This is a genomic window from Anaerovibrio lipolyticus LB2005, from assembly GCF_000621545.1.
In the GTDB taxonomy this organism is placed as follows: domain Bacteria; phylum Bacillota; class Negativicutes; order Selenomonadales; family Selenomonadaceae; genus Anaerovibrio; species Anaerovibrio lipolyticus_A.
Genome location: NZ_JHYA01000016.1, coordinates 1 through 26,197, shown reverse-complemented (window position 1 = coordinate 26,197; position 26,197 = coordinate 1). Strand labels below are relative to the sequence as shown.

The following is a 26,197-nucleotide window of genomic DNA, read 5'->3' as shown; positions in this document are numbered from 1 at the left end:
AAATACTCCCGACCATGTAGGTTAGGAGTATTTTTTATGGGAATGAAAAACTCCCGACCTGAGCCGGGAGTTTTGTTTTGCTGAAAAGTATGAAATTATTTCTTTTCTTCCTTTTTCTTTTTGGCTTCTTCGCGGGCCTTTGCCTTCTCGGCGGCGTTCTTTGCCTTGGCCTCAGCCTTTTCGCGCTCATTCTTTTCCTGCTTGCTCTTGGAATAATCAACGCTCATGCTGGCCATCTTGTGCTTGAAGGCCATAATTGGATGCTTAAACATCATGCCGGTGCTGGAAGCACTCATAATCTCGTTGAACATCTTGTTGTTCTTGTCACCGAAGCACTGAATCTCACAGCGGTCACAAATAGGCTTGGTGATGCCGTAAGGACAACGGTTCATTTTGGTCATAACGGTGGCCAGAAGGGCTGTACACTTTGGACACAGCTTCTCGCCCTTGGTACCATGATTTTTGTTGCAATAAACTCCAAAGGACTTCTTGATGCTTTCCTTTTCCTTTGGGATGTTGTTTTTTATTTCAACTGGTTTTTTCTTTGGTAAAAATCTGTCAAACATACCCATAAAATGCGAACTCCCCTTGTGTGAAAAATAGACATAACCATATACGATTTTAATAGTATTCTTCATTAAATGCAAGTCGTAATAAAAATACTTTGCATTGAAATACTGTTTAAGTTACAATTACACTAAGGATTAGTGGGAGGTTTTGTAAACGTGAACATCGATTTATCTATGGATATGGATGATGGTCAGGGAGAACGCCTGCTTCGTGATGCCTTTAAGCAGAGTATCGAATCAATGGAAGGCAGTAAAGGCCAGATATTTGAGATATACGAAAACACCAAGGAGGACGTAGAGTCCACCAGAAAAATGCTGTTGGAGCTGAAGGAGCAGACCCGTAAGCTCCAGGACGAAGTGGATGAGCTGGTGCGTCAGGAGCAGAAGGAAAAGCAGAAGCTGGTTCAGGTCAGCGGTAACTTTTCCAATTATTCCGAGGACCGTATTCGTGCCAGCTACGAGGCTGTTAAAACTGTACAGGTAAAGCTGGCCATTGCCAAGGAAAAGGAATATCAGACCCGCCGTCAGCGTGATCGTCTGGAGCTGCGTCTTTACAGTATGGAGAAGACTCTGCACATGGCGGAGACACTGGCCACCAAGCTGGGTTCTGTTATTGGTTATCTCACTTCACAGCTCAGTGATGTGGTAACCCAGATGGAAATCGTATCCAAAAATAAGTTTCTGGGAATGCAGATTATCAAGGCACAGGAAAATGAGCGCCTTAGGGTTTCCCGTGAGATACATGATGGTCCTGCCCAGGAAATGGTTAATCTCATATATCAGGCTTCTGTGGCTGAGCGTCTGGTGGATACCCGTCCAAATGAAGCTAAGGCAAATTTGCAGGAGCTGCGACGTCAAATTCGTACCTGTCTGGCGGATGTCCGTCAGATTATCTTTGACATGCGTCCAATGACCCTTGATGATTTGGGACTGATTCCGGCCCTTAGACAGCTTACCAAAAAGCTGGGCGAGCGGGAGGTACTGAACGCAGATTTGCAGATTGACGGCAAGGAGTACAAGTTTGATAACCATGTGGAGGTAACCATTTTCCGCATTGTGCAGGAGGCCCTGAACAATGTTCATCGCCATGCTGGTACGGACCATGCCTCTGTGCGGATGCTGTATACAGCGGATCATCTGGCCATTATGGTTTCTGATCAGGGCAAGGGCTTTGATGTGGACGAGCTGGCAGAAGAGCGCCGTAATCCATCTGGGGATGGTCACTTTGGCGTTATTGGCATGGAGGAGCGGGCTCGTATTATCGGTGCAACCATTTCCATTGCCTCTGAGCTAGGAAAGGGCACCAGAGTGAATATCAAGATGCCATATCCACAGCCAAGATGATTTAGGATTTTTATTTTATGTTTGAAGATACTAAGTTGGATAATAACTGGAAACTTAATCAAAATGAGGCGCCGATTTCTGAAGCAATGGACAAATATGCCAGGGACGGCGCCCTTGCTTTTCATACCCCGGGGCATAAACAGGGGCTGGGAGCCCATTCCCTTCTGAAGCGTCTTATTACCGAGGAGGGGCTGAAGCAGGAGGTTTCCCTTATGGAGGAGCTGGATGATCTCCATGAGCCCTCCGGGTGCATAAAACAGGCGGAGGCTCTGGCGGCAGAGCTTTGGGGAGCAAGGGATACCATGTTTATGATAAACGGCACCACTGGGGCTATCCATGCCATGATTTTGGGTACCTTACAGCCCGGTGATAAGGTGTTGGTTCCCCGTAATGCCCATCGCTCCATTATTGGGGGGATAATTCTGGTAGGGGCGCAGCCCGTGTATATTGTTCCGGAGATTATGGAAGCCTTGGGAATAGCCGGGGCCTTGTCAGTTGATGCAGTTCGTAAGGCAGTGGCGGAAAATCCGGATGCCAGGGCCTTAATTGCGGTATATCCTACCTACTACGGCATGGCGGGGGATTTGCAGGCAATAGCAGATATTCTCCATGACCATAATATGCTGCTTTTGGTGGATGAGGCCCATGGTGCCCATCTTAAATTTGCCAGCCATATAGAGGGAATCCCGCGGCAGGCCTTGGATTTGGGGGCGGATGTGGTGGCCCAGAGCACTCACAAGGTATTGGGCAGCATGACCCAGACCTCCATGCTTCATATTGGAAGCAATAGGGTATCCCGTGAGAGAATCCGGGAGGCAGCGGCATTGCTGCAGTCCACATCTCCTAACCAGCTTTTGCTGGCTTCTTTGGATATTGCCAGACTTCAAATGGCCACAGAGGGAAGAAAAAGGCTGGAAAGGGCAGTGGAGCTTGGTAACTGGCTGCGGCAGGAGATTAACAAAATCCATGGTCTTTACTGTGTAGGGGATGAAATACTGGATTCATCAGAAGCCATGAGGCTTGATAAAACCAGAGTAACAGTTAATTTAACGGGAATAGGGCTGGCAGGGCCGGAGGCGGAGCTTATTTTGCGCCACCAATACAAGGTTCAGTGCGAGCTTTCAGATAACAACAATCTGCTGTTTATTATTTCCATGGCAGATACAGAGGAAACGGCCCACCGTCTTTTGGAGGTGCTGAAGCTCATTGTGGCAGAGCATGGCAGGGAAAAGGCAGAAAAACCGGTGGTGCCAGTGGATTTATTTACCGCCAATGAGGTGGCAGTTACCCCACGGGAGGCCTTTTACAGAGCTCGTGAAAGGGTAAAATTTGCAGAAGCAGCTGGCTGTATCGCTGCAGAGACAGTAACCTTCTATCCCCCGGGAGTTCCAGTATTGTGCCCAGGGGAAAGGATTACAGCGGAGCTTATTGAGGCTGTTCAGAAACAGCAAAGGGCAGGCATGAGAGTGGTTGGTCCTGCGGACTGCAGCCTTGAATATATACAGATTATTGGAGGTTAACCCAAGTGGCAAAGGGAAAGCTTATTACAATAGAGGCCGGGGATGGCTCCGGCAAGGCAACCCAGACCAGGGCTCTGATGGAGCACCTTGTAAAGGATGGCTATCGGGTAGTAAAGGTGGAATATCCTGATTATAAATCAGATTCCTCCGCCTTGGTGAAAATGTATTTGGGGGGCGAATTCGGTGAACACGCCGAGGATGTGGATGCCTATGGTGCCTCCACCTTCTTTGCTGTGGACCGCTACGCTTCCTTCCATTTAAATTGGAAGCAGGCCTATGAGGAGGGGGCCATTATTTTGGCAGACCGCTACACCACCTCCAACATGGTACATCAGGCGGTGAAGCTGACTGACCCCATAGAGCGGGAGGAATTTCTCACCTGGCTGTGGGATTTTGAATTTGGTAAGCTGAAGCTGCCGGTGCCAGATGTGGTGGTATATCTGGATATGGATCCGGAGGTTAGCGATCGTTTAATTAATGAACGGGCAGCCCATAATGCGGATCGTAAAAAGGATATTCACGAAAAGGACACGAATTATCTCCATAGATGCCATGATGCCTATAACTGGGTGGCTGCCAAATATGGCTGGAAAAAAGTCGTTTGCAGTGTCAATGGTAAGCCAAGACCTATTGAAAAGATCCATGAGGATGTTTATCGGGCCGTAAAACCACATTTAAAGTGAATATATTATGAGCAGTGGAATGGTGGCTTTCACGCCGTCACGGCACTAAAACTTTTTCTTGCTTTTATATAGTGAAAAAAATCATAACTCGCTTCGCCCTTGGAGGGCTTGCTCAAACAGATGATTTTTTCCACTATAATTAAGGTAGAGCAACAAAAAGTTTCTTAACGCACCGTGACTAAATGTTCAATCCACCATACCACTGCCCATAATAAAAAATAAATTATTTTAGCATAACGAAGGGAAAATATGATAAAAGAAGTTTTAGTAGTAGAAGGCAAGATGGACGTGGTGGCCATCAACAAAGCCGTTGAGGCTGACTGCATCATCACCGAGGGCTTTAACTTAAAGCCAGCTTGTCTTGATTCCATAGAAAAAGCATACAAAAAGCGGGGCATTATCATTCTCACTGACCCGGACAGTGCCGGGGAGCGTATTCGTACCTATGTTACCCGACGTTGCCCCAATGCCAAGCATGCCTTTGTGCCGGTGGAGGATGCCACTGCCAACAACGATATAGGTATTGAACAGGCCTCCCCGGAGGCTATACGCAAGGCCTTGGAAAAGGTGCGCACGCTAAATTGGGAGCCCAGCAATGAATTTACTGGGGCAGACCTCATAAAAGCCGGTATCAGCGGCGGTGATGGTGCCAGCGAGCGACGGGCCAGAATGGGGGCTCGCCTTGGTATTGGCTATGCCAACGCCAAGACTTTTTTAAAAAGACTGAACCACTATGGCGTCACCAGAGAAGAATTTGAAGCGGCTCTGGCTGAGGAGGGAGATAATTAATGAGTTTAAATTTGGATAAGGACTTGGATACAGAGATTCATGGAGGCAAAAAGCTGAATTTAAATGGCCTTAAGACCACCATTGCTACCCCAAGTGTTACCCGTCATATCATGAAAGCCTTTAATCTCCGTGCCAGCAAACGCTTGGGCCAGAACTTTTTGGTGGATGCCAATATTGTTCGCGGTATTGTGGATGCCGCCGGGGCAAAGCCAGGGGATAAGATTTTGGAAATCGGTCCTGGTATTGGCACCTTGACCCAGGGGCTGGCAGAATCTGGGGCAGATGTTACTGCCGTGGAGCTGGATAAAAAGCTGCCCGCTGTTTTGGCGGAAACACTGGCTGGCTATGACAATGTTCGCATCGTGCCGGGAGATATTTTGAAGGTAAATATCCCTGAGATTATGGGGGAGGGTCCCTTTAAGGTGGCGGCAAATCTGCCATATTATATCACCACACCAATTTTGATGGAGCTTCTGGAAAAGCATCTGCCTATCAGCATCTTGGTTACCATGGTGCAGAAGGAAGTGGCTCTGCGCATGATTGCCAAGCCTGGCAGCAAGGCTTATGGGGCCCTGTCGGTGGCAGTGCAGTATTACACCAAGCCACATATTGCCTTTGATGTGCCACCACGGTCCTTTATACCGGCTCCGGAGGTGGATTCCGTGGTTATCGTCTGCGATGTGCGGGAAAAGCCAGCGGTGGAGGTCAAGGATGAAAGGATGTTCTTTAAGGTAGTAAAGGCAGCCTTTGGCCAGCGCCGCAAGACCATTGCCAATGCCATGAAGGGGGCGGGCTTCACCAAAGATGCCATTGAGGCGGCCTTCACTAAGAGCGGTATCGACAGCGGCCGTCGTGGTGAGACCTTCACATTGAAAGAATTCACAGCCTTGGCTGATGCATTGGTAGTTAGTAATCTTGTATAAAACTTATTGTGGGCTAGTGCTGGTAGCTTTCACGTCGTCCCGGCACTAAAACTTTTTCTTGCTTTTATATAGTGTAAAAAATCATAACTCGCTTCGCCCTTGGAGGGCTCGCTCAAACAGATGATTTTTTCCACTATAATCAAGGTAGAGCAAGAAAAAGCTTCTTAACGTACCGTGACTAAATGTTCAATCTACCAGCACCAGCCCACACTCAGGATAAAATGTAATATACTAAATATTTGTTGTGTAAATATATGTAGGAGGGATTTTTATGAGCGCTTTTGAATACGCACCACAGGGAGTATGCTCCCGCCTTATGAAATTCGACATCGAGGACAACAAAATCCATAACCTCAAGGTAGTAGGCGGCTGCAACGGCAACCTTCAGGGTATCGGCAAGCTGGTTGAGGGGATGGACATTGATGAAGTTATCAGCAGGGTGGAAGGTATCCGCTGCGGTGCCCGTCCAACCTCCTGCCCAGATCAGCTGTCCAAGGCCCTGAAGCAGGCAAAGGAGCAGCTATAATATGATTTATGACTGTCATTCCCATACGGAATTTTCCTCCGACTCGGAAATGAAGGCGGAGGATGCCATTGAGGCTGCCCGCAAATTGGGCATAGGCCTCATATTTACGGAGCATTACGATTTTGATTACAAAGAGTCCAAGCACTACAAGGAGATGGACTTCCTTTTTGATGCCAAGAAATACTGGGAAACTTACGAAGCCCTGAGATGCGACTCCCTTATGCTGGGGGTTGAGGTGGGATTAACCCCGGGAAGTATTGAGGCCAACAGAAAATTTATCAATGAGGTGCCCTTCGACCAGGTAATTGGCTCCATTCACGCCATCGACAAGCTGGACATTTACTATCCTGAGTATTATGAAGGCAAGAAGAAGGAGCAGGCCTACGGCCACTATCTGGAAACCATGGCGGATATGGTGAAGGCCAATCCGTATATTGATGTGCTGGGACACATTGATTACATCAGCCGGTATTCACCTTATGATGACAAGGAAATCGGCTATAAGGAATATCATGACCTGGTGGATCTGGTGCTGATGAATGTGCTGGATACGGGAACGGTTATGGAGCTGAATACCCGTCGTCTTGACAGCAAGGCAGTGGCGGAGTCACTATTGATGATTTATGCCAGATACAAGGAGCTGGGGGGGCAGTATGTGACCATCGGTTCCGATGCCCATAAGGCGGAAAATGTGGGCATGAATTTCAAGATGGCCCAGGATTTGGTGGAGTTTATCGGCTTAAAGCCAGTGCATTTTACAGAGAGAAAAATAGAGTATAGTAACGTATAATAGTGTGTGCAGGTACTACCATCTGATAGTTCCTGCACACTTTTGTATATAAACGGCCGTAGGTGGCTGTTGGGGTTCACATTGAGTGACGAGCGTTAAGAAACTTTTTGTTGCTATACCTTGATTATAGTGGGAAAAATCATCTGTTTGAGCGACGCGAAGCTAGTCCAGTAAAGGCGGAGCGAGTTATGATTTTTGCCGCTATATAAGAGCAAGAAAAAGTTTTAGCGATGGAACGGCGTGAACCACAATAGTTACCTGCGCCAGTTATTTATTTAGAGAATGAGTGTTTTACTTGTTCTCTTTTTTTTTGCTTGGTATAATAAAACGATGTGGTAAAATCCACACTATATGATTTTGAAAAGAGGACTATTTAAATGCGCATTAAACGCAAACGGCGTAGGGATTATACCCGTGTATATATATTGGCGGCTGTGGTCTGCACCTTTTTGGTGGCGGCTCTGGCCCACTATTTTCTTGACGGTAAGGATGCTCCAGTTCAGCCCGCAGTTTCCGAGGCAGGCATTGAGACCAATGACGATGTACTTCATATTATGATTATGGGCGTAGACAGGCGCAGTGACGATACGGGACGCAGCGATACCCTGATGGTGCTGACGGTGAACAAGAAAACCGGCAAGGCTGAGCTCATGTCGGTGCCTCGAGATACCAGAGTGAAAATTGAGGGCCATGGCTACGATAAGATAAATCATGCCTATGCCTACGGGGGTCACAAGCTCACCCGCAAAACCGTGGAAAATCTGTTGGGCATTCCTATGAATTATTATGTGCTTATAGATTTAAGCTCCTTTGAAAATATAATCGATGCCCTTGATGGCATTGATATTGATGTGGAAAAGCGAATGTACTACGAGGACCCTTGGGATGACAACGGTGGCCTTGTAATTGACCTATATCCGGGAATGCAGCACATGACAGGGGAGAAGGCTATCCAATATGTACGCTTCCGCGATGGCGAGGGCGATATTGGCCGCATCAATCGTCAGCAGCATTTTATGAAGGCGGTTATGACCAAGATGCTGCATCCTTCCACCTTGCCGAAGTTGCCAAAGATTATTGAGGTTATCAGCAAGACTCTGGAAACGGATATGCCCCTTTCAGAAATGCTTTCCCTTTCACAGCTCCTACCACAGGTTCGTGAGCAGGGCATGGAGTCGGAGATGATTCCGGGTACACCAGCCTTCCTTGATGATGTAAGCTACTGGCTGCCGGATATCATGGGACTTCGTGAAATGGTGGCTGAGGAGATGGGCAAGGAGCTGGATGATAATGCCCGTCAGACTGCCGAGGCAGAGAAGAAAAAATACGAAGAGTCCCTGCCAAAGGGTATTGTAAGTCTTACAGAGGGTACTGTGACCAAGAAGGGTAAGGATGACAAGGGCAAGGATAACAAGGAAAGCAAGTCGGAAATTCCAGAATCCGAAAAAACAGATAAAAAGCCTGCCAAAAAGGCAGAGGGCCCAGGACAGATTGCGGTGCTGGTCATAAATGACAGCGGTGTCAACGGCGCCGGTGCCAGAATGGTAAATAAGCTCATGGCTCAGGGCTTTAATGTCACTGGTGTAGATACGGGGCATAAGAGCGATCGTGAGCATACCATTATCGTTACTGATGAATCCAATGTAACCTGGTTCTACGGCATGCCATTCCCTTGTACCATTATGAATGGTGCTGACCCTATGGAGGCCGTTGTCTACGTGGGCAAGGATTTTGAGTGATTTTTGATTTATTTTTGAGTGTAACAAAGAAAGGAACGCAGGATAAGCGTGGGAACAATAAAGGTTGCAGGCCTGTCCAAGGCCTTTGGTATAGACGAATTATTTAATGATGTAAGCTTCGAAATAAAGCGGGGCGAGCGTGTGGGCTTTGTGGGAGCCAATGGTGCCGGCAAGTCCACCCTTATGAAGTGCCTTCTGGGCAAGGATGAATACGACAAGGGAACCATTTCCATGGACCCAGTGGACACCATAGGATATGTGGAGCAGCAGGCGGATATGGAGGTTAAGGGTACCCTCTATGAGGAGCTGAAAAGTGCCTTTTCTGATGTCATGGCCCTGGCTGCCACCAAGGAAGCTCTGGAGGCGGAGCTGGCCAATACCCATGATGAGGAAAAGCTGGAGCAGTACGGACGTATTGTGGAACGGTTTGAGCACATGGGGGGCTATGATTTTGAAAGCAGCATCCGTCGAACTGCCTTCGGACTTGGCTTCACCGAGGAGGATTTTGACCGCAGGGTGGAGCATTTTTCTGGTGGACAACGTACCCGTGTGTGTCTTGCCAAGGCGTTATTGAGAGAGCCGGATTTTCTCTTTTTGGACGAGCCTACCAACCATCTTGACATTGAGATGATAGAGTGGCTGGAGGGATTTTTGCAGAGCTACACCGGCGGCGTGCTGATTATTTCCCATGACCGTTTCTTTTTGGATAAGGTAACTAACCGAATCTTTGAAATCGAAAACAAGGGCCTGACTGCTTATGAAGGTAATTACTCCTACTACATGAAGGTGAAGGAGCAGCGTCGGGCGGCCCAGCTGACAGCCTATGAAAAGCAGCAGGAATACATAAAAAAGACGGAGGACTATATCCGCAAGTATAAGGCGGGTATTAAATCCAAGCAGGCCCGGGGACGTCAGAGCCAGCTTAATCGTCTGGAACGCATCGTTAAACCAGCGGAAACGGCGGCCTTTAATTATTTCGCTTTTAATGCTCCGGCAGAGTGTGCCCAGCGGGTGGCTGAGCTGGAGGACATTTCCTATAAATTCCCGGATAAAACCCTTTTTGAACACGTTGATGTGCTTATCAGAAAGGGGGATGGCGTAGCCATTGTGGGGCCTAACGGAGCGGGCAAGACTACCCTCCTTCGCCTTTTGGTGGGAGAGCTGGAATCTCCAACGGGACGACTGAAAATTGGCTCCAGAGTAAAGATTGGCTATTTTTCCCAGCAGCATGAGGGGCTTCACATGGAGCGCACAGTGCTGGATGAAATGCTTTACGAATATGGCCTTGATGAGGAACAGGCCAGAAGATATTTGGGGGCATTTTTGTTCCGGGGGGATGATGTATTTCGTATTATCGGGGACCTTTCCGGTGGTGAGCAGTCCCGTCTTGCCTTCTTGAAGCTGATGCTGACGGGGGCAAACTTTTTGGTACTGGACGAGCCTACCAACCATCTTGATATTCCTGCCAAGGAGGCTGTGGAGGAGGCCTTGTCCACCTTCCCGGGGACCTATATCACCGTATCCCATGACCGTTATTTCCTTGATAAGGTGGCCAACTGCGTACTGGAGCTTTCTGACGGGAAGCTAAGAGAGTATGATGGTAACTACAGCTATTATCGGGAAAAGAAGGAAGAAGAGGCTAAGGAAGCAGCTGAGCTGGCCGAGGAACAGGCGGCCAAGGATCGTATAGCCCGTGAAAAGGCTAAGGCAGAAGCCAAAGCCCAGGCAGAGGCAGAAAGGGCAAAGGCCCAAGAACAGGCCAAGGCTGATGCCAAAAAGGGCGCTATCCAGAGCATGAGTGACGATAAGCGGGCCCAGATGATACATCGGGCAGAGGCCCAGATTGCTACTATTGAGATGGATTTGAAGAATTTGGAGCTTACCATGAACAGTCCGCAGATTCAGGCGGATCCGGAGCAGAGTGTGGAAATCGCCCAGGAGTATGAGGCCAAGACCAAGGAACTGGATGAGTGGTACGAGAAGTGGGAACAGCTCACAGAAGCGTAATACAATTAAGCCTTCCCCTTGAGGGGAAGGTGGTCACGCAGTGACCGGATGAGGTGTCAAAATGGAAGAACTTCAAGGGTCTGTTGAAAATATAATATTTGCCAGTTCTGACGGGCGCTTCAGTGTATTCCGCCTGCGTCCTGATGGCCAGCGGGGCGTGGTCACTGTTACGGTGCAGATGGAACCGCCGTTGCAGGGGCAGCAGCTGGAGCTGAAGGGCTACTGGGTGGAGCATCCTCGATTTGGACAGCAGTTTAAGGCTGAGCACATGATGGTAGCGGCTCCCACCTCCTTAGAGGGCATAGAGCGATTTTTGGCCAGTGGTGCTATTGATGGGGTGGGCCCTGTTAATGCCAAGCGGATAGTGGCCCATTTTGGCGGTGATGCCCTGGAAATCATTGAAAAGGCTCCTAATCGCCTTAAGGAGATCAGCGGCATTGGTGCCAAGACTGCCAAGAAAATTCATGATTCCTATATGGAAAAGGCTGAGCTTCGCCAGATAATGATTTGGCTGGAGCAGCATAATGTATCGGGGATTTACGCGGGCAAGATATATGCCCAATATGGCTCCTTTTCTGTGGAAGTAATGGAATCCAATCCTTATCGTCTGGCACGGGAAATTGATGGTGTGGGATTTGCCACATCTGATGCTATTGCAGCGGGGATTGGGATGCAGCCGGATGATCCGATTCGTGTTTCAGCGGCTCTGGAATTTCAGCTTCAGCGCATTTCACTGTCCGGCCATTGCTGTGTGCCGGAAAATTTGTTGGTGGACGAGGTGGAAAAGGCCCTTGGCATTAATCGTGATACCATCTGGGAAGTGCTTAAGCAGGACTTGGCCACGGGAGTTTTAAACCAGGAGGTAGTGGGTGATAATATTCTGGTTTATCCGGAATACCTCTATCAGGCGGAAGTGGAAACGGCGGAGCATCTGCTGTTTTTACAGAAGAAGGCCAAACCTATAAACGTGGGCAATTCTTTGAAGCTGGTGGAAAAATGGGAACTAAATACGGGTATTACTCTTGCCGATAGACAAAAAGAGGCTATACAAGGGGTACTGGAACATGGTATCTTTGTATTGACAGGTGGCCCGGGTACAGGAAAGACTACTGTTATCCGGGGCATGATAGATATGCTGGAGGCCCAGGGAATGGAGATTATTCTGGGGGCTCCCACAGGCCGGGCAGCAAAGCGGCTAAGCGAGGCCACTGGACGAAAGGCGTCCACTATTCATCGCATGCTGGAGGCCCAGGGGGGAGATTCCTCTGAGGGCTCAATGTTCGGTAGGGATATTGATGATCAGCTGGAGGCAGATGCCATTATTTTGGATGAGGTTTCCATGATGGATATTGTGCTGATGCGCCATTTTTTAGAGGCGGTGCCTGCGGGATGCCATGTTATCCTTGTGGGTGATGTGGACCAGCTTCCTGCTGTGGGGCCTGGCTCCGTATTGAAGGATATTCTTCGAAGCGGTGTGGTATCCAGCGTTTGTCTTACGGAGGTATTCCGCCAGAGTGAAGCATCCAGCATAGTTATGAATGCCCACGCTATTAATGCGGGGCGGGTGCCAAGATTTTCCGATGCTTCTGATAATCCCGGTGCGGATTTTGAATTTATTGAGCTTAATAATCCCGAGGCGGTGGAGTACCAGATAGTTAATCTGTGCCGTGATATATTGCCTAAGCAGGGTTATTCACCCTTTGAGGATATACAGGTGCTGTCACCAATGCATCGTCAGGCCTGTGGGGTGGAGAATCTAAATAAGAGACTTCAGGCGGCTCTCAATCCTCCTGCATCCTACAAGCCAGAATTTGTCAGCAGTATCCGCAGCTTCCGTTTGGGAGATAAGGTGATGCAGACCAAAAATAATTACGATAAGGGCGTTTTCAATGGTGATATCGGTTTCATTGAGGAAATGAATGAGAGCAGTGTTACTGCCCGCTTTGGGGATGATTTGAAAGCGGTTTATGAGAAGGCGGAGCTCAGTGAGCTGCAGCTGGCCTATTGCATGAGTGTGCATAAGAGCCAGGGCAGTGAGTATCCTGTGGTAATTTTGCCACTGGTGCCGGGACATAGAATTATGCTCCAGAGAAATTTACTGTATACGGCTATTACCAGGGCCAAGAAGAAGGTTATTCTCATCGGTACCAAGGCGGCATTAAATACTGCCGTGGCCAATGACAGGACCAGACGGCGGTATACCCTGTTGGCCGAGCGCCTGGCCAGGTCACTATAAGCCTTCCCCTCTGGGGAAGGTGTCTGCGAAGCAGACGGATGAGGTAAAAATGGGGAATATAAAATATCGTGGAGATTTAAAAGCAAAAGCTCAAAAATTGCGTGTTAATATGACAAAAGAGGAACGTCATTTGTGGTATGATTTTCTAAAAGGATATGGTGTCAATTTTTACAGACAAAAGCCAATAGGTAACTATATTGCAGATTTTTATTGTGCCAGAGCCAGATTGGTGATAGAGATTGATGGTGGTAGGCATTATGAGCCAGACGAAATGGAGTACGATAAAAGACGTACAGATTATTTCAATGCAATAGGAATAAGTGTGTTACGTTTTAGTAATATGGATATATGGCATAATTTTAATGGTGTGTGTATTAAAATTGATGATTTCGTGAAGAATAGGGGGGTATAACCTCATCCGTCACGCTAAGCGTGCCACCTTCCCCAGAGGGGAAGGCAAAGTGAGATAGCTATGATTGAAGCCATATTGAATTTTCTTTTTCCACCGAAATGCCCGGCTTGCAGGGGTCCTGTTAAGCATAACGGGCAGTGGTGTGAGGAGTGTCTCAACAAAATACTTCAGGTCCGTCAGCTGCCACTGGATGATGCTTTGGGGAAGATTTTTGATGGCGGTGTAATGAGCTTTAGCGAATATGAGGATCCGGTGAAAAAGCTCATTGCTGATGCCAAATTCGAGAAAAAGAAGCATGCGGTGAAGGCTCTGCAATTTTTCGTGGACAGGGGCCTTGAAAAGCTGGATTTGCATAACATTGACATTGTGGTGCCGGTGCCACTTCACAAGAATAAAATTAAACAGCGCGGCTTTAATCAAAGTGTATTGTTTTTTGAGGAGGCCATGAAAAACTCAGATTTGGAAATCTGGGAGGTGCTGCGACGGGTACATGAAACCAGGCCCCAGTTTGGGCTGAAATTCGCCGAGCGAAAGAAAAATATCAAGGGTGCCTTTGCGGTAGCGGATAAAAAGCATCGTCATCTGGTGAAGGGAAAGAGGGTCCTGTTGGTGGATGATATTTTCACTACTGGCGCAACTTTTGCTGAATGCGGAAAGGTTTTGCGGGAGGCAGGAGCAAGCCGGATTTTCGGACTGGTGATTTCATCTGGGCATAGATAATAAATGGGCGGGGGTAACGGCATCTTGAACGCCGTTCCGGTTCTAAAACTTTTTCTTGCTATTATGTAGCAGAAAAAATCATAACTCACTTCGTCCTTTCAGGACTCGTTCAGACAGATGATTTTTCCTACTACAATCAAGGTGAAGCAATAAAAAGTTTCTTAACGAACCGTCACTTAATGTTCAATCTGCCTGCACCCCCGCCATTTTCATTATATAAAAATACGAAGAATATTTTACCTATGGTAAAATATGAACAATTACGTTATAATTAAAATGTTCACTAAAAATGACGATATGAATATTGTAAGGTAATATAGAAAAGCTAATCAGGAGTGAGTTACTATGAATAAGTTAAAGAATTGTCCAGAGTGTGGAAAGCTCTATTTAGAGGTTGGTCAGAAGATGTGCCCTGCTTGCTATGATTTGGAGCTGGAACAGGAGCAGATTGTACATACCTATGTACGTGACCATGATAAATGCAGTATTACCCAGATTGTTGAGGAGACCGGCGTAAAGGAGAAGGTTGTTCTACGTATGCTGAAAAATGGTCGCTTCATTAATTCCGGCGGTGCAGTTATTACTTATCCATGCGAAAAGTGCGGTGAGGAAATTTACACTGGCCGTTTCTGCGAAAAGTGTTCCCAGGATTTACTGGATCAGGCAGCGAAGCTGGAAGCAAAGAAGTCTGCAGCTGCAGCTCAGAAGGTTGACCGCAGCCACACCATGTACAATGCTGGCAAGGATTTCCGTTCCTAAGTGGATTTATTCTTTTAAATAGGAAGAAAATGATATTTTTAAAAACAGGATTTAAGGATCCTGTTTTTTTTTTCGATAAAAGATTAGAAGCTAAGTAGAGGCTAGAAGTGTCTGCATTTTTAGATAGAGTCAGAGACTTAGATTTAGAAAAAAGGACGGTGAAATACCATGATTATAAACAATAACCTTCAAGGAATTGCAAGCGTTTATGCAAACCATCGCAGCACCAACAAGGTTGCTCACACTGAGCGGGAAGAGGTCAGAAGTGATGAAATTCACATTTCCACCAAGGCTCAGAATGCCAGCGAGATGCTGAAGAAGCTGAACGCAATGGATGATGTTCGTCCTGACCGTGTGGCAGAGCTGGAGAACATGATTGCAGCCGGCAATTATCATGTGAGCTCTTATGACTTGGCATCAAGCATGTTGAATTGTCGTTTCTAATAGAACGGCTTTGCCAGAGAGGTGGGATGCATCGAAATGTGGCAGAATTTAGCACAGATTATAGCCACACTGATAACTGAGTATCAGAAGCTCCAGAAGCTGGGCGAGGAAAAACGCGCAGTGCTGGCGGCAGTGGATCTGAAGTCCTTGGAGAAAATAGTTCTTCAGGAGCAGACTATCATTGAACAAATCAATAAAGCAGAAACAAAGCGTCAAGATGTGATAAACCAGCTGGCGAAGCAATACGTTAACATACAGCCTAATATGGCAATGAGGGATGTTTGGAGACAGTGCAGCGACGACAAGATGCGTGACGTACTGGAGCGTACCCATAAAACACTGGAAGACGTTGTAAAAAAGGTTCAGGCGCTTCAGGAGAATAACGAGATTATGATATCAGCAGCTTTGAACGTCATCAACTTCAAGCTAAATCAGCTTGGGGGTGCCGCTGTGGAGCCATCCTATGGCCAGTCGGGACAGGAAAAGGTTTCCCATGAAAAGAATTTGGACCTTGAGGTGTAAGTATGAAGGATATAATCGATATTCTTCGCCAGCAGCTTATTTTGTTGGGCAGATTATTGGAGCTGGCAAAAATACAGAAAGAGAAACTGGTTCACACTGACGCAGAAGCAGCACGGAAGCTGTCTGCCGACATGGAACCGATAATGATAGAGATAAGCAGCCTGGATAAGCGCAAGGATGGGATTATGGCTGAGCTTCATACCCATAACTTGTTGGAATGGTTGGAAAAACAGCCTGAATCACCTGATAGGGTGATGCTCCAGACGCTGTTGGATAAACAGGAAGAAATATTGCAGGAGTTAAAGGGAATCAACTCCAGAAATATGCAGTTTTTAGATAGACACTCAAAATTTATCGACTATAGCATCAATGTAATGACCCAGACCAGTGCGGGGGTGACCTACGGAACACCGGGCGATAACGGTGGGATGCCTGTTCAGGGGAGAAAGATGTTTGATACTGGAGTCTGAGGGCTCAAGGCAAAGAACATTTAAGAGGAGAGAGAATTATGTTAAGCACATTTCACGGCCTCAATACCATGGTAAGTGGTATTCAGAACAATAGAGTAGGCTTGAACACAGTAGGTCACAATATCAGTAATTCCAGCTCTGAGGGATATTCCCGTCAGCAGGTGAATTCCGTAGCCACCAGATCCCAGACTATCTGGTCCTATTCCCGTGCCAACCAGATTGGTAGCGGTGTAGGGGTTTACGGTATTTCCCGTGCCAGAGATATTTACGCAGACCGCCAGTATTGGAAGGAAAATACCACCGATGGCTATTACAATGCCAAGGCCAAGAATTATTCCAAGCTGGAGACTATATTCAACGATTCTGATGACAATTCATTGCAGGCGTCCATGGAAAAATTTTATCAGGCATGGGTGGATTGCTCCACTACAGCAAGTACCGCTTCCAGTCGTCAGAACGTAATTAATGCAGGCTATAATTTTGCTGAGACTCTCAATGCTACGGCAACCCAGGTTCAGGCCCAGATTGAATCCGTATATGACGAGATTATCCTCAGCGTTGACAATATTAACAGCATGACTGATAGGGTAACTGTACTGAACGGTCAGATTATGGAAATGGAAGCCAACGGCTCCAGTGCCAATGACCTTCGTGACCAGCGTGATTTGCTGGTGGATCAGTTATCTAAGATAATGCACATAAGTGTAAACGAAACTCCAAATGGTATGTACAATCTGGTATGTAACGGTACCACCCTGGTAAATGGTACCAGCAAGGTTACCATTGCAGTTTCCAAGCCTATTAATAATGAGGTTTATGGTATTAGCGATTATACCCTTAATATAAAGGAATCCGATATTCCATTTAACCCGGGAAATGGTGAGCTGTATGGCCAGCTCCAGTCCGTATTGGAGGACAAGCAGTATATTGATAGACTGGCTAATATGGCTGGTTTCCTTCTTACTACTCTTAATGCACAGCATAAGGATGGATATACCCTTGCAAAGACGGGAAATCAAGTGTCCTTTACTAATCAGGCTGGTCAAGAAGTGACATACGATGAAGTTAAAAAAGGCAATAACTTTTACGGAGAAACTGATGCAGTGTATCTTTGGGATACTACTAATCCTGATGATTTGCACATGACAAAGAATGGCGATGTCAAACGTGGTATACAGATTATTAAGGAGCTTACCATTAATCAGGATTTGACTGCTACTGATGGTCATAATCTCTTGGCAACCCGTGGCTATGAGACAGTTAAGGATAATACTGGTACAGAGCATGAAGTTCCTAATGGCGTGGCTGATGGCTCTAATGCAGTATGGGTTAGTACCTTGTTTAATTGTGTTAAGGGAAATACCAGTCCAACTGTAAACACCACTACTCGTGCCATCGGTGATGAATCCTTCTACAGCTACTATAATACCAGCATGACCACATTGGGTTCTGCCACTGAGAATATGAATAACAAGGTGGAATTCCAGAGTGATCTTATGACTCAGATTACAAATTTGCGTGAAGCCACATCCGGTGTAAACTGGGATGAGGAGCTTACCAATATGATTACTTTCCAGCAGGGCTATGCAGCCTGCTCCCGTTGCCTTACCACCATGGATGAAATGCTTGATAAGCTTATTAACAGCACTGGTGTAGTAGGCAGATAATAATTGACAGATGACCTCACCCGCCCTGCGGGCACCCTCCCCAGAGGGGATGGCAAAAAAGAAAGGTAAGGTATAGATTATGCGTATAAGCAGCACAATGATGACCCACAATTATCTGAAGCAGCTGAATGGCTCCTACGAAACCTACACCAAGCTCTTTGAGCAAAGTGATGGCAAGAAGCTCCATCGTGCTTCCGATGATGCTGTTGGTTATTCCAAATATTTAAGATATCAGAATTCCCTTACAAATGTGAAGCAGTTCCAGGATGATATTACCACTGCGGTTTCTTGGATGAAGAATAGTGATGCGGCTTTGGTTAATGTTACTGAGCGTATGAAGGAATTTAAGGGAAAGGTTGTTCAGGCAGGTAACTCCACCAATAACGAGGATGATATGCATGATATCGCCAAGGAGCTGTTGGCCAGTGTACAGGAAGTAGTGGCTGATATGAATGCTCAGATTGGTGACAGATATTTATTCTCTGGTCAGTCTGATACCACCATGCCATTTCAAATTTCGGACGGAAAGAAAGCACGAGGGGAAACTAAAACCCTTAGTGAAGCTCAGGCAAGTTATTTTAATAACACAAATCTTGTAGATGGTAAACCTGTATCCACTACTATCAATCAGATGCTAAAGCTGAATGGCAGTGATGGTAATACTTATTTTATGAATGTAACTAATGGTAAGGTTTATACTCAGGATTTTGTAGAAAATGGCTATAAGGATAAAATTTATGAGGGGCAGACTACTGTTCAGGATGGTGACGAAGCCGGAGATATTTCAGGATGGGGTGGAAGCACCGATGTGAGCAAGTATTTTGATAAATATGGTGTTATAAGTGATGGTGGCAAATCATTTAGCTCTGATATTACGGTAGACGGTAAGAATGTCACTTTAACATTTGATACTAGCGATCAGTATATAGTTGAATACAAAGGGGATGCTAAATACATTTCCATGGTTAAAAAAACTGGAGGGGTGGATAAGGCCACCGATACAGTAAATCAGACCGGTCAGGATGTGTTTGGCAGTGACATATTTGATACTCCTGGTCTAAGTTATACAAACAAGTATGAAGATCCAGTCGGTTCCGGGCAGTATAGGGATGTTCCAACTTATTCCTCTGGAACGGCAATGCTTAATGAGCTGTTATATGCTGTATCCAAGATTGATTCCGGCAACAATGATTGGGCAGCCAACGATGGACTTACCATTAGTGATGCTGCTCATGCCCAAGTCCTGGGAGCTCAGACTACCATGGCAGCCCGTCAGCAGGCTTATACCGCTGCATCAGATATGCTCACCACCCAGGATGAGTCCATTACCAGTGATATTACCGATGTTTCCAGCACAGATGTGGCATATTTGGCCACCAAGCTGATGGAGTATCAGACGATTTATAGCTTGTCCCTGTCAGTAGGGTCAAAGATTCTCCCTGGTACTTTGGCAGATTACTTACATTAATAGTATAGCTTAATTTTTTGATTATATACTAAAGAGGTGAATACGATGCTGGCAGAAATGAAATACTTGAATATCAGTACGGAGTTGGCTCAGATTAGTATTCATCAGGAGCAGCCCAGGGCCATAAAGAATACCTTTCGTCCGGCGGAGCTGCATCGGGATTATGACCCACCACTGGCCAATGTGGCAGCCACTCAGGTTGATATTGACATTGATACTTATAACGCCAGAAAGACTTATGGCTTTTTGAATCATACGGATTTTGCCAAGAAATATGGCGGGGAAGGCTTTAGCGATGTGCAGGCCAACACCTCCCGTCTGGCTCGGTCCGGGTGGAATTTTGCCAAGAATGGTGCCCATCCAGGTGCCAATCTTATTGGTAATGAAGCCAAGTCGCGGCTTAGAAGTGAAATAGTGCAGTGGCCTAAGTGGGAAGCAGTAAAAATCCCAGATCCGGAATTTACAGTTCATCCATCGGAGATAAAGGGAAAAATGGATCCGGGCAGCGATACCACCAGTATTAATGCCACGGCCACTCCGGAGATAGAAAATCGCCCAGGTTCGGCCCAGACCACCTTGGCCCGGAAGGGTTATGTAAGACAGTGGATTTCAGTGGGGCACTACGATATGAGGGTTTAGCTATCCCCTTGAGGGGAAGCACCCAAGGGTGCTAGGAGCAGAGCTCCGTCGGTGCCTGATGGTCGGATGCGGTGTACCTAGTGTAAATATTGGAGGCTATTAATGAGAAAGATTAACACTACCAGATTTGGTGAAATTGAAGTTGAAGAAAAATCTATTGTTACCTTTGAACATGGAATACCAGCCTTTGAGGATGAGCGGGAGTTCGCCATTATTCCTTATGACGAGGAAAGCCCGTATATGTATATGCAGTCTGTATCAACACCAGAGCTGGCCTTTCTCATGACGGACCCATTTGTATTTTTCCCGGATTATACCTTTGAATTGGACGATGCCAATATGGAGGCTCTGGGAGTTACCAATGATGGGGATGTGTTGGTTTGTTCCCTTATTACCATACCACCAACAGGCGTGAAAAATATGACCACAAATTTGCTGGCACCGATAGTTATAAATCAGTCCAATATGAAGGCAAGACAGGTTGTGCTGGAAAAAACCAATTATACTACAAAGCATAGGCTGTTCCCGGAAAAGGAGGAATAGAATATGCTGGTTCTTACGAGACACCCGAAGCAACAGATTATGATTGGGGATGACATAGTTATCAATATTGTCGAGGTTAATGGCGACAATGTGCGAATAGCCATTGATGCCCCTCGCAGTGTAAAGGTTTATAGAGGAGAAATCTATAAGGTCATCAAGGATGAAAATCGCAAGGCAGCGGCTCCTGCAGACAACATAGATTTGTCCCAGGCGTTACCAAAATAAAGGATTATAATATTATTCTACGGAGGGATTCAAAGTGGTAGGAAGCATTTCAGACATGACGGCTGCAGCAGTTGTTGTCTCAGCAATGGATAGCGGGACTAGCCAGAAGAAAACAGTGGAGCCAGTGGAAAATAAGGTGGCACCTGTTGATATAAAAATTGATGAGGCTAATACCGTTGATAAGGTTGCTGCTGGTGATGATGCAGGCAAAGCCGACAACGAGCAAAAGGAAGAGGATCCAAAGCGTCAAGCCTTGGACAACATCAATGAGGAATTTGTCAGCGAAATGACAAAGGAACTCAATGAGCTTATGAGCAAGCTCAATTGTGATTTGGAATTCCAATATCACAAGGAAGTAAATGTAATGTCGGTTAAGATGATTGACAAGAAGACAAATGAGGTTATTAAGGAATACCCACCTGAAGAAATGGTAGAGGGTATGATAAAGGCCCAGGAATGGCTGGGTGCTTTCCTCGATCGTAATGCGTAAAAGGGGGGCCTTTAAATGGGCGTAAATGGAATTTATGGCTTGTCAGGCTCTGGTTTGGACATTGAATCATTGGTAAAAATGGGCATGTCCAACCAAAACAAGCAATATGACAAGATGGAACAAAAGGAAATAGCCAATACATGGTTAAAGGAAGCCTATAACGATGTATATAATGATTTGACTACATATAAGTATGGGACTTTGTCTGACTATAAAATGCAGTCAAATTTGAATGCTATGCAGGCTACCAGCAACAATAGCAGTGTTGTTACGGCTACGGCCAATGGTGCGGCAGCCTCGATGAATCATACGGTAACTGTTGATTCGGTGGCCAGTAATGCTTATTTGATGACAACCCAAAAGAAGGATGCACAGGGGCAGGTCATAGAGAATTATGGTGTTACCAGAGCTAATCAGGATGCGCAGTCCAGTAATAAGCTAGCTGATGTAATCTTCGGTAACTATAGCGTGGCCAGCTATACTCAGGATGGCAACAATTTTAATTTTACTTATAAAGTAAATGGCCAAGAGGTTAATGGCAGTGATGTGGCCATTTCGTTGCGTCTGAAGGATACGGCTGGCAGTGACAAGGAATATACTCTTACGTATACCTATGATGAGCTGTTCACTGGATTTAAATCAGGTGAATATACTGGGTATACTGGGGATCAGTCCAGTTTGTTCAGTGGTGGCAAGTCCCTGAATGATTTCGCCAGTGCTATTGCGAAGACAGGTGCTAATATTCAAGGCGGATATGATACAGCCAATGATTCCTTTAGCTTGTATAATAAGACAAGCGGCAAGGAAAATATTATTGGTATTACGGCCGATAATGGCAATACAGCTACCTTGCTGAATAACTTAAATCTTGGCAGCTATGATGTGGCTAATAATAAATTAGGTGACCGCATTGATTTTACCGCGGATAATACTATGAAGACAGTAATGGAATCTAGTGGTATTACCAATAGTGCTTTGTCTGTAAGTTTGAAAGATGTATTGGGATTAAAGGCTACTTCAACTAAGAATGGTGACAACTACGATATTGCTGTTACACAGTATGATAAAAATGGTAAAGTAGTTGGTGAATTGGGAAATTTCACTGTTGATGGAAACGGTAATTCAGTTCCAGAGAGTGCAGATACAACAATTTTTTCCATGAATCTTAGCAATGGTACATCCAATGCTACTATTAGCTTTACGTTGGGAGAACTGTTCAATCTCAGCGATATTGGCAAGAAGAATAATTTGGGAGCAACTGCTGGACTTAGTGATTTTGCTGACAAGATTAATAAGACTGGTCTTGGTATTACATCAAATTATGACTCTGTTACGGATAGCTTCGCTCTGACAAATCCAAATGGGAGTGCAAATTTAACTGCTACTGGTGCAAATCAGACTGTGGCTACTCAGTTAATTGATAGTCTGAATCTGACCCCAAGTACGAGCCTCCATGTTGTAGGTACTACTACCAATACCGATAATTTGGCTGATGTTTTTGGTGTGAGTGGTTTAATAAAGTATATGAGCTCGAATAAATACACCATGAATTTGTCAAATGGAACAAGTAATATTGGCAGTCAAACTGGAAACAGGGACTATTTCGCTAAAGGTACTGGGAAAGACAATCAGCTTTTTAGCTTTGAAATCAGTGATGGTACTGACAAAACGGCCACTGTGGACGTATCTTATGGTGATGTCGTAGATTATTCGGCCTTTACAAATAATGGCTGGGATTTGCGTATTAATGACTATGAGATCAGTTCCGGTGCCGGTTGGGTAGCAACTCAAAAAACATCAAATGATTTAAGTGCATTAGCTGAAAAAATTAACAAGGCGTGTAAAGATAAAGGCTTAAACATCAAGGCCAACTATGTGGATGGAAAGCTTACTATTGCTAATCCAGATGGAAATGTAGTGATTAATGGTGTGTCTGACGATCCTGAACATCCTGATAATAATTTGAATGTTTATGGTGGATTAAATGTAAAGGTCGTTTCTGACACAAGTTCTATGACATATATGTCCACCAGCACTAAGGGTATTACCCGTGTAAATGAGCACAGCACGGAGGATAGTCTGGCTGATGCTTTAGGTATCAGTGCTGTAAAAGATGGTGACACTCTGACCATAAAAAAGAGTGATGGTACAAAGGTAAATGCCTCTGACACGGCATTTACCTTACAGGTTGGTGACAGCGATAGGCAAGCTGAATTTACCTTTACTTACGGTGATCTTTTTGATACTGATGGTAATAGTGCGGCAGATTTAAGTGCATTGGCTGAAAAAATCAATGCTGCTACCAAGGATGAAAATGGTAATAAAATTATAAATGTGACTGCTGCAGTGGATGCAGATGGTAAGCTTACCCTAACCAATGACAAGGGCTATGCTACATTAACAGGTGTTGATACTTCGGGTAAAGAGCTTGTTTCCAGAATGGGACTTAAGGAAAGTGAAGAAACAGCAGCTGCTAAGGATCATTCGTGGGCTGGCACTAATGCTTCAGTAACTATTGATGGTAAGACCTATGACAATGCCACCAATAAGCTGACGGTAGCAGGTGTAACCTATACCTTCTTAGATCAGACTCAAGCTGGTCAAAAGGCTACCATCAGTGTTAGTCAGGATACGGATAAAATTGTAGACTACATGAAGAGCTTCGTGGATGATTACAATAAACTGTTGGATTCTCTCAATGAAAAGTTGTCTGAGAAAAAATATTCTGACTATAAACCTCTTAGCAAACGCCAAGAGGATGAAATGACGGAAAAGCAGATAGAAAAATGGAACGAAAAGGCTAAGTCAGGTCTTCTATATCACAACAGTGAAATCCAAAATTTGGTAAGTGCTATGCGGGAGGCTATTTATACCAAGGTAGATGCGGTAGATAGCCAATACAATACCTTGGCTTCCGTTGGTATTACTTCGACTAATACCAAGGGCCATTTGACTTTGGATACGGATAAGCTGAAGAAAGCCCTGGCTGATGATCCAGATTGCATATATCAGCTCTTTGCATCTGATCAGGACAGCACATACATTGCCGGGTCCACCAATAAGAATAAGATTACTTCGGCTCAGCAAAAGCAGGACTATGCCAATACTGGTGTGGCCAATCGGTTGTATAATGTGATGACCAACCATATGTCCAAGATTTCTGATATAGCTGGTACTTCTAAGTCTACGGATGATCAGAGTTATTTGGGCAAGCTGATTACCGACATGCAGACTAAGATGAAGACCTTTAAGACTCAGATGTCGGCTTATGAAAACAAGCTGTTTAAGCGTTACGATGCCATGGAGGTGGCCTTGTCTAAGCTTAATATGCAGCTTGGTTATATTAGTGGTTCGTTTTCCTGATAGTTAGGAGATTTGTATTATGATGAATAATGCTGCAGAAGCATATAAACGCCAGCAGGTAATGACTGCTACGCCAGAGGCTCTGACACTCATGTTATATGATGGTTGCCTTCGCTTTATGAAGGAAGGCTTGGAGGCTATGGAGCAAAAGAAATGGGAGCAATGTAATACTTCTCTCCAAAAGGCGCAAAATATTATTAATGAGTTCCGTGTTACTTTGGACATGAAATATGATATAGCTCATCAGCTGATGCCACTTTATGATTATGTATATAATTCCTTGGTGGAAGCCAATATGAGGAGTAAGCCGGAGAAGGTAACAGAGTGCATGGACATTATTAAGGAGTTGCGTTCGGCATGGGCTCAGGCCATGATAAAGGCCCGTAAGGAAAAAGGAGCATCTTAATATGGATGAAAAGCCTAGATTTTCAGAGCAGGAGCTGTGGGAGAAGTATCTTGATTTGACCAGGGATTTATTGAAATTTATTGATCAGGAGGAGATTGATACATTTCTTGAACTGGTTGATCAGCGACAACAGCTTATGGAAATGCTACAGACATTGCCAAGCCATGAGTTTGCCCGTAGCCCGGAGGGCGTGACATTACGCAAACAAATTCAGCCTATGGATATGCAGATAATGCATAAGGCCCGTTCCTGGCTGAATAAATCCCGCCGCAATAATGTGACGGTTAAATCATACGATATGACGGGATTTGTGGCTGCGGGGAATATGTTTAATCGGGAATATTAACGGTTCTAGGAAAATGATCGGTCTTGTGACCGGTCATTTTTTTTAATTTTTTTAAAAAGTATTTAAGTAAAATGATAATCGACCCGATACTATAGTCAGATAGATGAAAATGAGCTAAGCAAATAACAGATGCTCATAGATCATTAAGTAAAAAAACAGGCAAGGATGCCTGGAATTGTTTAAAATCAAGGAGGAATTTATCATGGCTATGGTTGTAAAGAACAACATGTCCGCAATTAACACCCTGAACACTCTGAACAAGAACACCAACGCTCTGAAGAAGAGTCTGGAAAAGGTTTCTTCCGGTATGAAAATCAACAGCGCAGCTGATGATGCATCCGGCTACGCTATTTCCGAGAGAATGCGTGTACAGATTCGTTCCTTGGATCAGGCAAATCAGAATGCTCAGAACGGCGGCTCTATGATGAAGGTTGCTGAGGGTGCTGTAAGCTCTACTGTAGAAATCCTGAAGACCTTGAAGGAAAAGGCAGTAAATGCAGCAAACGATACCAACACTGATTCTGACCGCGCTACTATCCAGAAGGAGCTTGACCAGTCCATTGACCAGATCAATGATAACGCCAACGTTACCTTCAA

The 26,197-nt window shown here is 45.5% G+C and carries 27 protein-coding genes; 26 read left to right on the top strand and 1 reads right to left on the bottom strand.

Annotation, left to right across the window (positions count from 1 at the left end):
* Positions 1-95: 95 nt before the first annotated feature.
* Positions 96-572: a nitrous oxide-stimulated promoter family protein gene (locus tag T355_RS0111300; RefSeq protein ID WP_027397853.1), complete on the bottom strand. Its 477-nt coding sequence runs from the start codon at positions 570-572 to the stop codon at positions 96-98.
* Positions 573-725: 153 nt separating this feature from the next.
* Between T355_RS0111300 and T355_RS0111295 the strand changes: the two genes are divergently transcribed.
* From T355_RS0111295 to T355_RS14310, 26 genes are all read left to right on the top strand, one after another.
* Positions 726-1,913, top strand: a complete 1,188-nt coding sequence (locus T355_RS0111295; RefSeq protein WP_155851723.1) for a sensor histidine kinase — start codon at positions 726-728, stop codon at positions 1,911-1,913.
* Between the two features lie 17 nt (positions 1,914-1,930).
* Positions 1,931-3,433, top strand: coding sequence for an aminotransferase class I/II-fold pyridoxal phosphate-dependent enzyme (locus T355_RS0111290; RefSeq protein ID WP_037330147.1), 1,503 nt, complete (start codon positions 1,931-1,933; stop codon positions 3,431-3,433).
* 5 nt (positions 3,434-3,438) lie between these two features.
* On the top strand, positions 3,439-4,116 hold the full coding sequence (locus tag T355_RS0111285; protein ID WP_027397850.1) for a dTMP kinase: 678 nt from the start codon (positions 3,439-3,441) through the stop codon (positions 4,114-4,116).
* A gap of 249 nt (positions 4,117-4,365) precedes the next feature.
* A complete protein-coding gene (gene rnmV / locus T355_RS0111280; protein ID WP_027397849.1) occupies positions 4,366-4,905 on the top strand; it encodes a ribonuclease M5 in 540 nt (179 codons plus the stop codon).
* Positions 4,906-5,015: 110 nt separating this feature from the next.
* Positions 5,016-5,828, top strand: coding sequence for a 16S rRNA (adenine(1518)-N(6)/adenine(1519)-N(6))-dimethyltransferase RsmA (gene rsmA / locus T355_RS0111275; protein WP_051555557.1), 813 nt, complete (start codon positions 5,016-5,018; stop codon positions 5,826-5,828).
* Positions 5,829-6,099: 271 nt separating this feature from the next.
* The gene (locus T355_RS0111270; protein WP_037330146.1) at positions 6,100-6,354 is read left to right on the top strand and encodes a TIGR03905 family TSCPD domain-containing protein; all 255 of its coding nucleotides are present in this window, start codon (positions 6,100-6,102) and stop codon (positions 6,352-6,354) included.
* A gap of 1 nt (position 6,355) precedes the next feature.
* Positions 6,356-7,144, top strand: a complete 789-nt coding sequence (locus T355_RS0111265; protein ID WP_027397846.1) for a histidinol-phosphatase HisJ family protein — start codon at positions 6,356-6,358, stop codon at positions 7,142-7,144.
* 377 nt (positions 7,145-7,521) lie between these two features.
* On the top strand, positions 7,522-8,883 hold the full coding sequence (locus T355_RS0111260) for an LCP family protein (protein ID WP_027397845.1): 1,362 nt from the start codon (positions 7,522-7,524) through the stop codon (positions 8,881-8,883).
* Between the two features lie 48 nt (positions 8,884-8,931).
* Positions 8,932-10,890 carry an ABC-F family ATP-binding cassette domain-containing protein gene (locus T355_RS0111255; RefSeq protein WP_027397844.1) on the top strand — a complete coding sequence of 653 codons (1,959 nt, stop codon included), beginning with the start codon at positions 8,932-8,934 and terminating at the stop codon, positions 10,888-10,890.
* Positions 10,891-10,951: 61 nt separating this feature from the next.
* Positions 10,952-13,126 carry an ATP-dependent RecD-like DNA helicase gene (locus T355_RS0111250; protein ID WP_027397843.1) on the top strand — a complete coding sequence of 725 codons (2,175 nt, stop codon included), beginning with the start codon at positions 10,952-10,954 and terminating at the stop codon, positions 13,124-13,126.
* A gap of 49 nt (positions 13,127-13,175) precedes the next feature.
* Complete coding sequence (locus tag T355_RS0111245; RefSeq protein WP_037330145.1) at positions 13,176-13,538, top strand: endonuclease domain-containing protein; 363 nt, start codon at positions 13,176-13,178, stop codon at positions 13,536-13,538.
* Between the two features lie 60 nt (positions 13,539-13,598).
* Complete coding sequence (locus tag T355_RS0111240; protein WP_037330144.1) at positions 13,599-14,258, top strand: ComF family protein; 660 nt, start codon at positions 13,599-13,601, stop codon at positions 14,256-14,258.
* Positions 14,259-14,603: 345 nt separating this feature from the next.
* Entirely contained in the window at positions 14,604-15,017 is a 414-nt protein-coding gene (locus tag T355_RS0111235; RefSeq protein WP_027397840.1) for a hypothetical protein, read from the top strand.
* Between the two features lie 168 nt (positions 15,018-15,185).
* The gene (gene flgM, locus T355_RS0111230) at positions 15,186-15,461 is read left to right on the top strand and encodes a flagellar biosynthesis anti-sigma factor FlgM (protein WP_027397839.1); all 276 of its coding nucleotides are present in this window, start codon (positions 15,186-15,188) and stop codon (positions 15,459-15,461) included.
* A 36-nt stretch (positions 15,462-15,497) separates the two neighbouring features.
* Positions 15,498-15,983, top strand: coding sequence for a flagellar protein FlgN (locus T355_RS0111225; RefSeq protein ID WP_027397838.1), 486 nt, complete (start codon positions 15,498-15,500; stop codon positions 15,981-15,983).
* Positions 15,984-15,985: 2 nt separating this feature from the next.
* Positions 15,986-16,453 carry a flagellar protein FlgN gene (locus tag T355_RS0111220; RefSeq protein WP_027397837.1) on the top strand — a complete coding sequence of 156 codons (468 nt, stop codon included), beginning with the start codon at positions 15,986-15,988 and terminating at the stop codon, positions 16,451-16,453.
* Between the two features lie 38 nt (positions 16,454-16,491).
* Positions 16,492-18,120, top strand: a complete 1,629-nt coding sequence (gene flgK / locus T355_RS0111215; RefSeq protein WP_027397836.1) for a flagellar hook-associated protein FlgK — start codon at positions 16,492-16,494, stop codon at positions 18,118-18,120.
* 79 nt (positions 18,121-18,199) lie between these two features.
* Complete coding sequence (flgL, locus tag T355_RS0111210) at positions 18,200-19,588, top strand: flagellar hook-associated protein FlgL (protein ID WP_037330143.1); 1,389 nt, start codon at positions 18,200-18,202, stop codon at positions 19,586-19,588.
* Between the two features lie 45 nt (positions 19,589-19,633).
* Entirely contained in the window at positions 19,634-20,227 is a 594-nt protein-coding gene (locus T355_RS0111205) for a DUF6470 family protein (protein WP_027397834.1), read from the top strand.
* A 102-nt stretch (positions 20,228-20,329) separates the two neighbouring features.
* Positions 20,330-20,770, top strand: a complete 441-nt coding sequence (gene fliW / locus T355_RS0111200; protein ID WP_027397833.1) for a flagellar assembly protein FliW — start codon at positions 20,330-20,332, stop codon at positions 20,768-20,770.
* 3 nt (positions 20,771-20,773) lie between these two features.
* The gene (gene csrA / locus T355_RS0111195) at positions 20,774-20,995 is read left to right on the top strand and encodes a carbon storage regulator CsrA (protein ID WP_027397832.1); all 222 of its coding nucleotides are present in this window, start codon (positions 20,774-20,776) and stop codon (positions 20,993-20,995) included.
* A 34-nt stretch (positions 20,996-21,029) separates the two neighbouring features.
* A complete protein-coding gene (locus T355_RS0111190) occupies positions 21,030-21,485 on the top strand; it encodes a flagellar protein FlaG (protein ID WP_027397831.1) in 456 nt (151 codons plus the stop codon).
* Positions 21,486-21,500: 15 nt separating this feature from the next.
* A complete protein-coding gene (gene fliD, locus T355_RS0111185; protein WP_027397830.1) occupies positions 21,501-24,848 on the top strand; it encodes a flagellar filament capping protein FliD in 3,348 nt (1,115 codons plus the stop codon).
* Between the two features lie 19 nt (positions 24,849-24,867).
* Positions 24,868-25,254 (top strand): flagellar export chaperone FliS, encoded by a 387-nt coding sequence (gene fliS, locus T355_RS0111180; protein WP_027397829.1) that lies wholly within the window; start codon positions 24,868-24,870, stop codon positions 25,252-25,254.
* A gap of 1 nt (position 25,255) precedes the next feature.
* A complete protein-coding gene (locus T355_RS0111175) occupies positions 25,256-25,600 on the top strand; it encodes a hypothetical protein (protein WP_027397828.1) in 345 nt (114 codons plus the stop codon).
* A gap of 202 nt (positions 25,601-25,802) precedes the next feature.
* The coding region (locus T355_RS14310) for a flagellin (RefSeq protein ID WP_037330141.1) at positions 25,803-26,197 on the top strand (395 nt) is incomplete at its 3' end.

Coding starts and splice junctions, on each gene's coding strand:
- T355_RS0111300 (WP_027397853.1), bottom strand. CDS start 572: ATGGGTATGTTTGACAGATTTTTACCAAAGAAAAAACCAGTTGAAATA.
- T355_RS0111290 (WP_037330147.1), top strand. CDS start 1,931: ATGTTTGAAGATACTAAGTTGGATAATAACTGGAAACTTAATCAAAAT.
- rnmV (WP_027397849.1), top strand. CDS start 4,366: ATGATAAAAGAAGTTTTAGTAGTAGAAGGCAAGATGGACGTGGTGGCC.
- rsmA (WP_051555557.1), top strand. CDS start 5,016: ATGAAAGCCTTTAATCTCCGTGCCAGCAAACGCTTGGGCCAGAACTTT.
- T355_RS0111270 (WP_037330146.1), top strand. CDS start 6,100: ATGAGCGCTTTTGAATACGCACCACAGGGAGTATGCTCCCGCCTTATG.
- T355_RS0111265 (WP_027397846.1), top strand. CDS start 6,356: ATGATTTATGACTGTCATTCCCATACGGAATTTTCCTCCGACTCGGAA.
- T355_RS0111260 (WP_027397845.1), top strand. CDS start 7,522: ATGCGCATTAAACGCAAACGGCGTAGGGATTATACCCGTGTATATATA.
- T355_RS0111250 (WP_027397843.1), top strand. CDS start 10,952: ATGGAAGAACTTCAAGGGTCTGTTGAAAATATAATATTTGCCAGTTCT.
- T355_RS0111245 (WP_037330145.1), top strand. CDS start 13,176: ATGGGGAATATAAAATATCGTGGAGATTTAAAAGCAAAAGCTCAAAAA.
- T355_RS0111240 (WP_037330144.1), top strand. CDS start 13,599: ATGATTGAAGCCATATTGAATTTTCTTTTTCCACCGAAATGCCCGGCT.
- T355_RS0111235 (WP_027397840.1), top strand. CDS start 14,604: ATGAATAAGTTAAAGAATTGTCCAGAGTGTGGAAAGCTCTATTTAGAG.
- flgM (WP_027397839.1), top strand. CDS start 15,186: ATGATTATAAACAATAACCTTCAAGGAATTGCAAGCGTTTATGCAAAC.
- T355_RS0111225 (WP_027397838.1), top strand. CDS start 15,498: ATGTGGCAGAATTTAGCACAGATTATAGCCACACTGATAACTGAGTAT.
- T355_RS0111220 (WP_027397837.1), top strand. CDS start 15,986: ATGAAGGATATAATCGATATTCTTCGCCAGCAGCTTATTTTGTTGGGC.
- flgK (WP_027397836.1), top strand. CDS start 16,492: ATGTTAAGCACATTTCACGGCCTCAATACCATGGTAAGTGGTATTCAG.
- flgL (WP_037330143.1), top strand. CDS start 18,200: ATGCGTATAAGCAGCACAATGATGACCCACAATTATCTGAAGCAGCTG.
- T355_RS0111205 (WP_027397834.1), top strand. CDS start 19,634: ATGCTGGCAGAAATGAAATACTTGAATATCAGTACGGAGTTGGCTCAG.
- fliW (WP_027397833.1), top strand. CDS start 20,330: ATGAGAAAGATTAACACTACCAGATTTGGTGAAATTGAAGTTGAAGAA.
- csrA (WP_027397832.1), top strand. CDS start 20,774: ATGCTGGTTCTTACGAGACACCCGAAGCAACAGATTATGATTGGGGAT.
- fliD (WP_027397830.1), top strand. CDS start 21,501: ATGGGCGTAAATGGAATTTATGGCTTGTCAGGCTCTGGTTTGGACATT.
- fliS (WP_027397829.1), top strand. CDS start 24,868: ATGATGAATAATGCTGCAGAAGCATATAAACGCCAGCAGGTAATGACT.
- T355_RS0111175 (WP_027397828.1), top strand. CDS start 25,256: ATGGATGAAAAGCCTAGATTTTCAGAGCAGGAGCTGTGGGAGAAGTAT.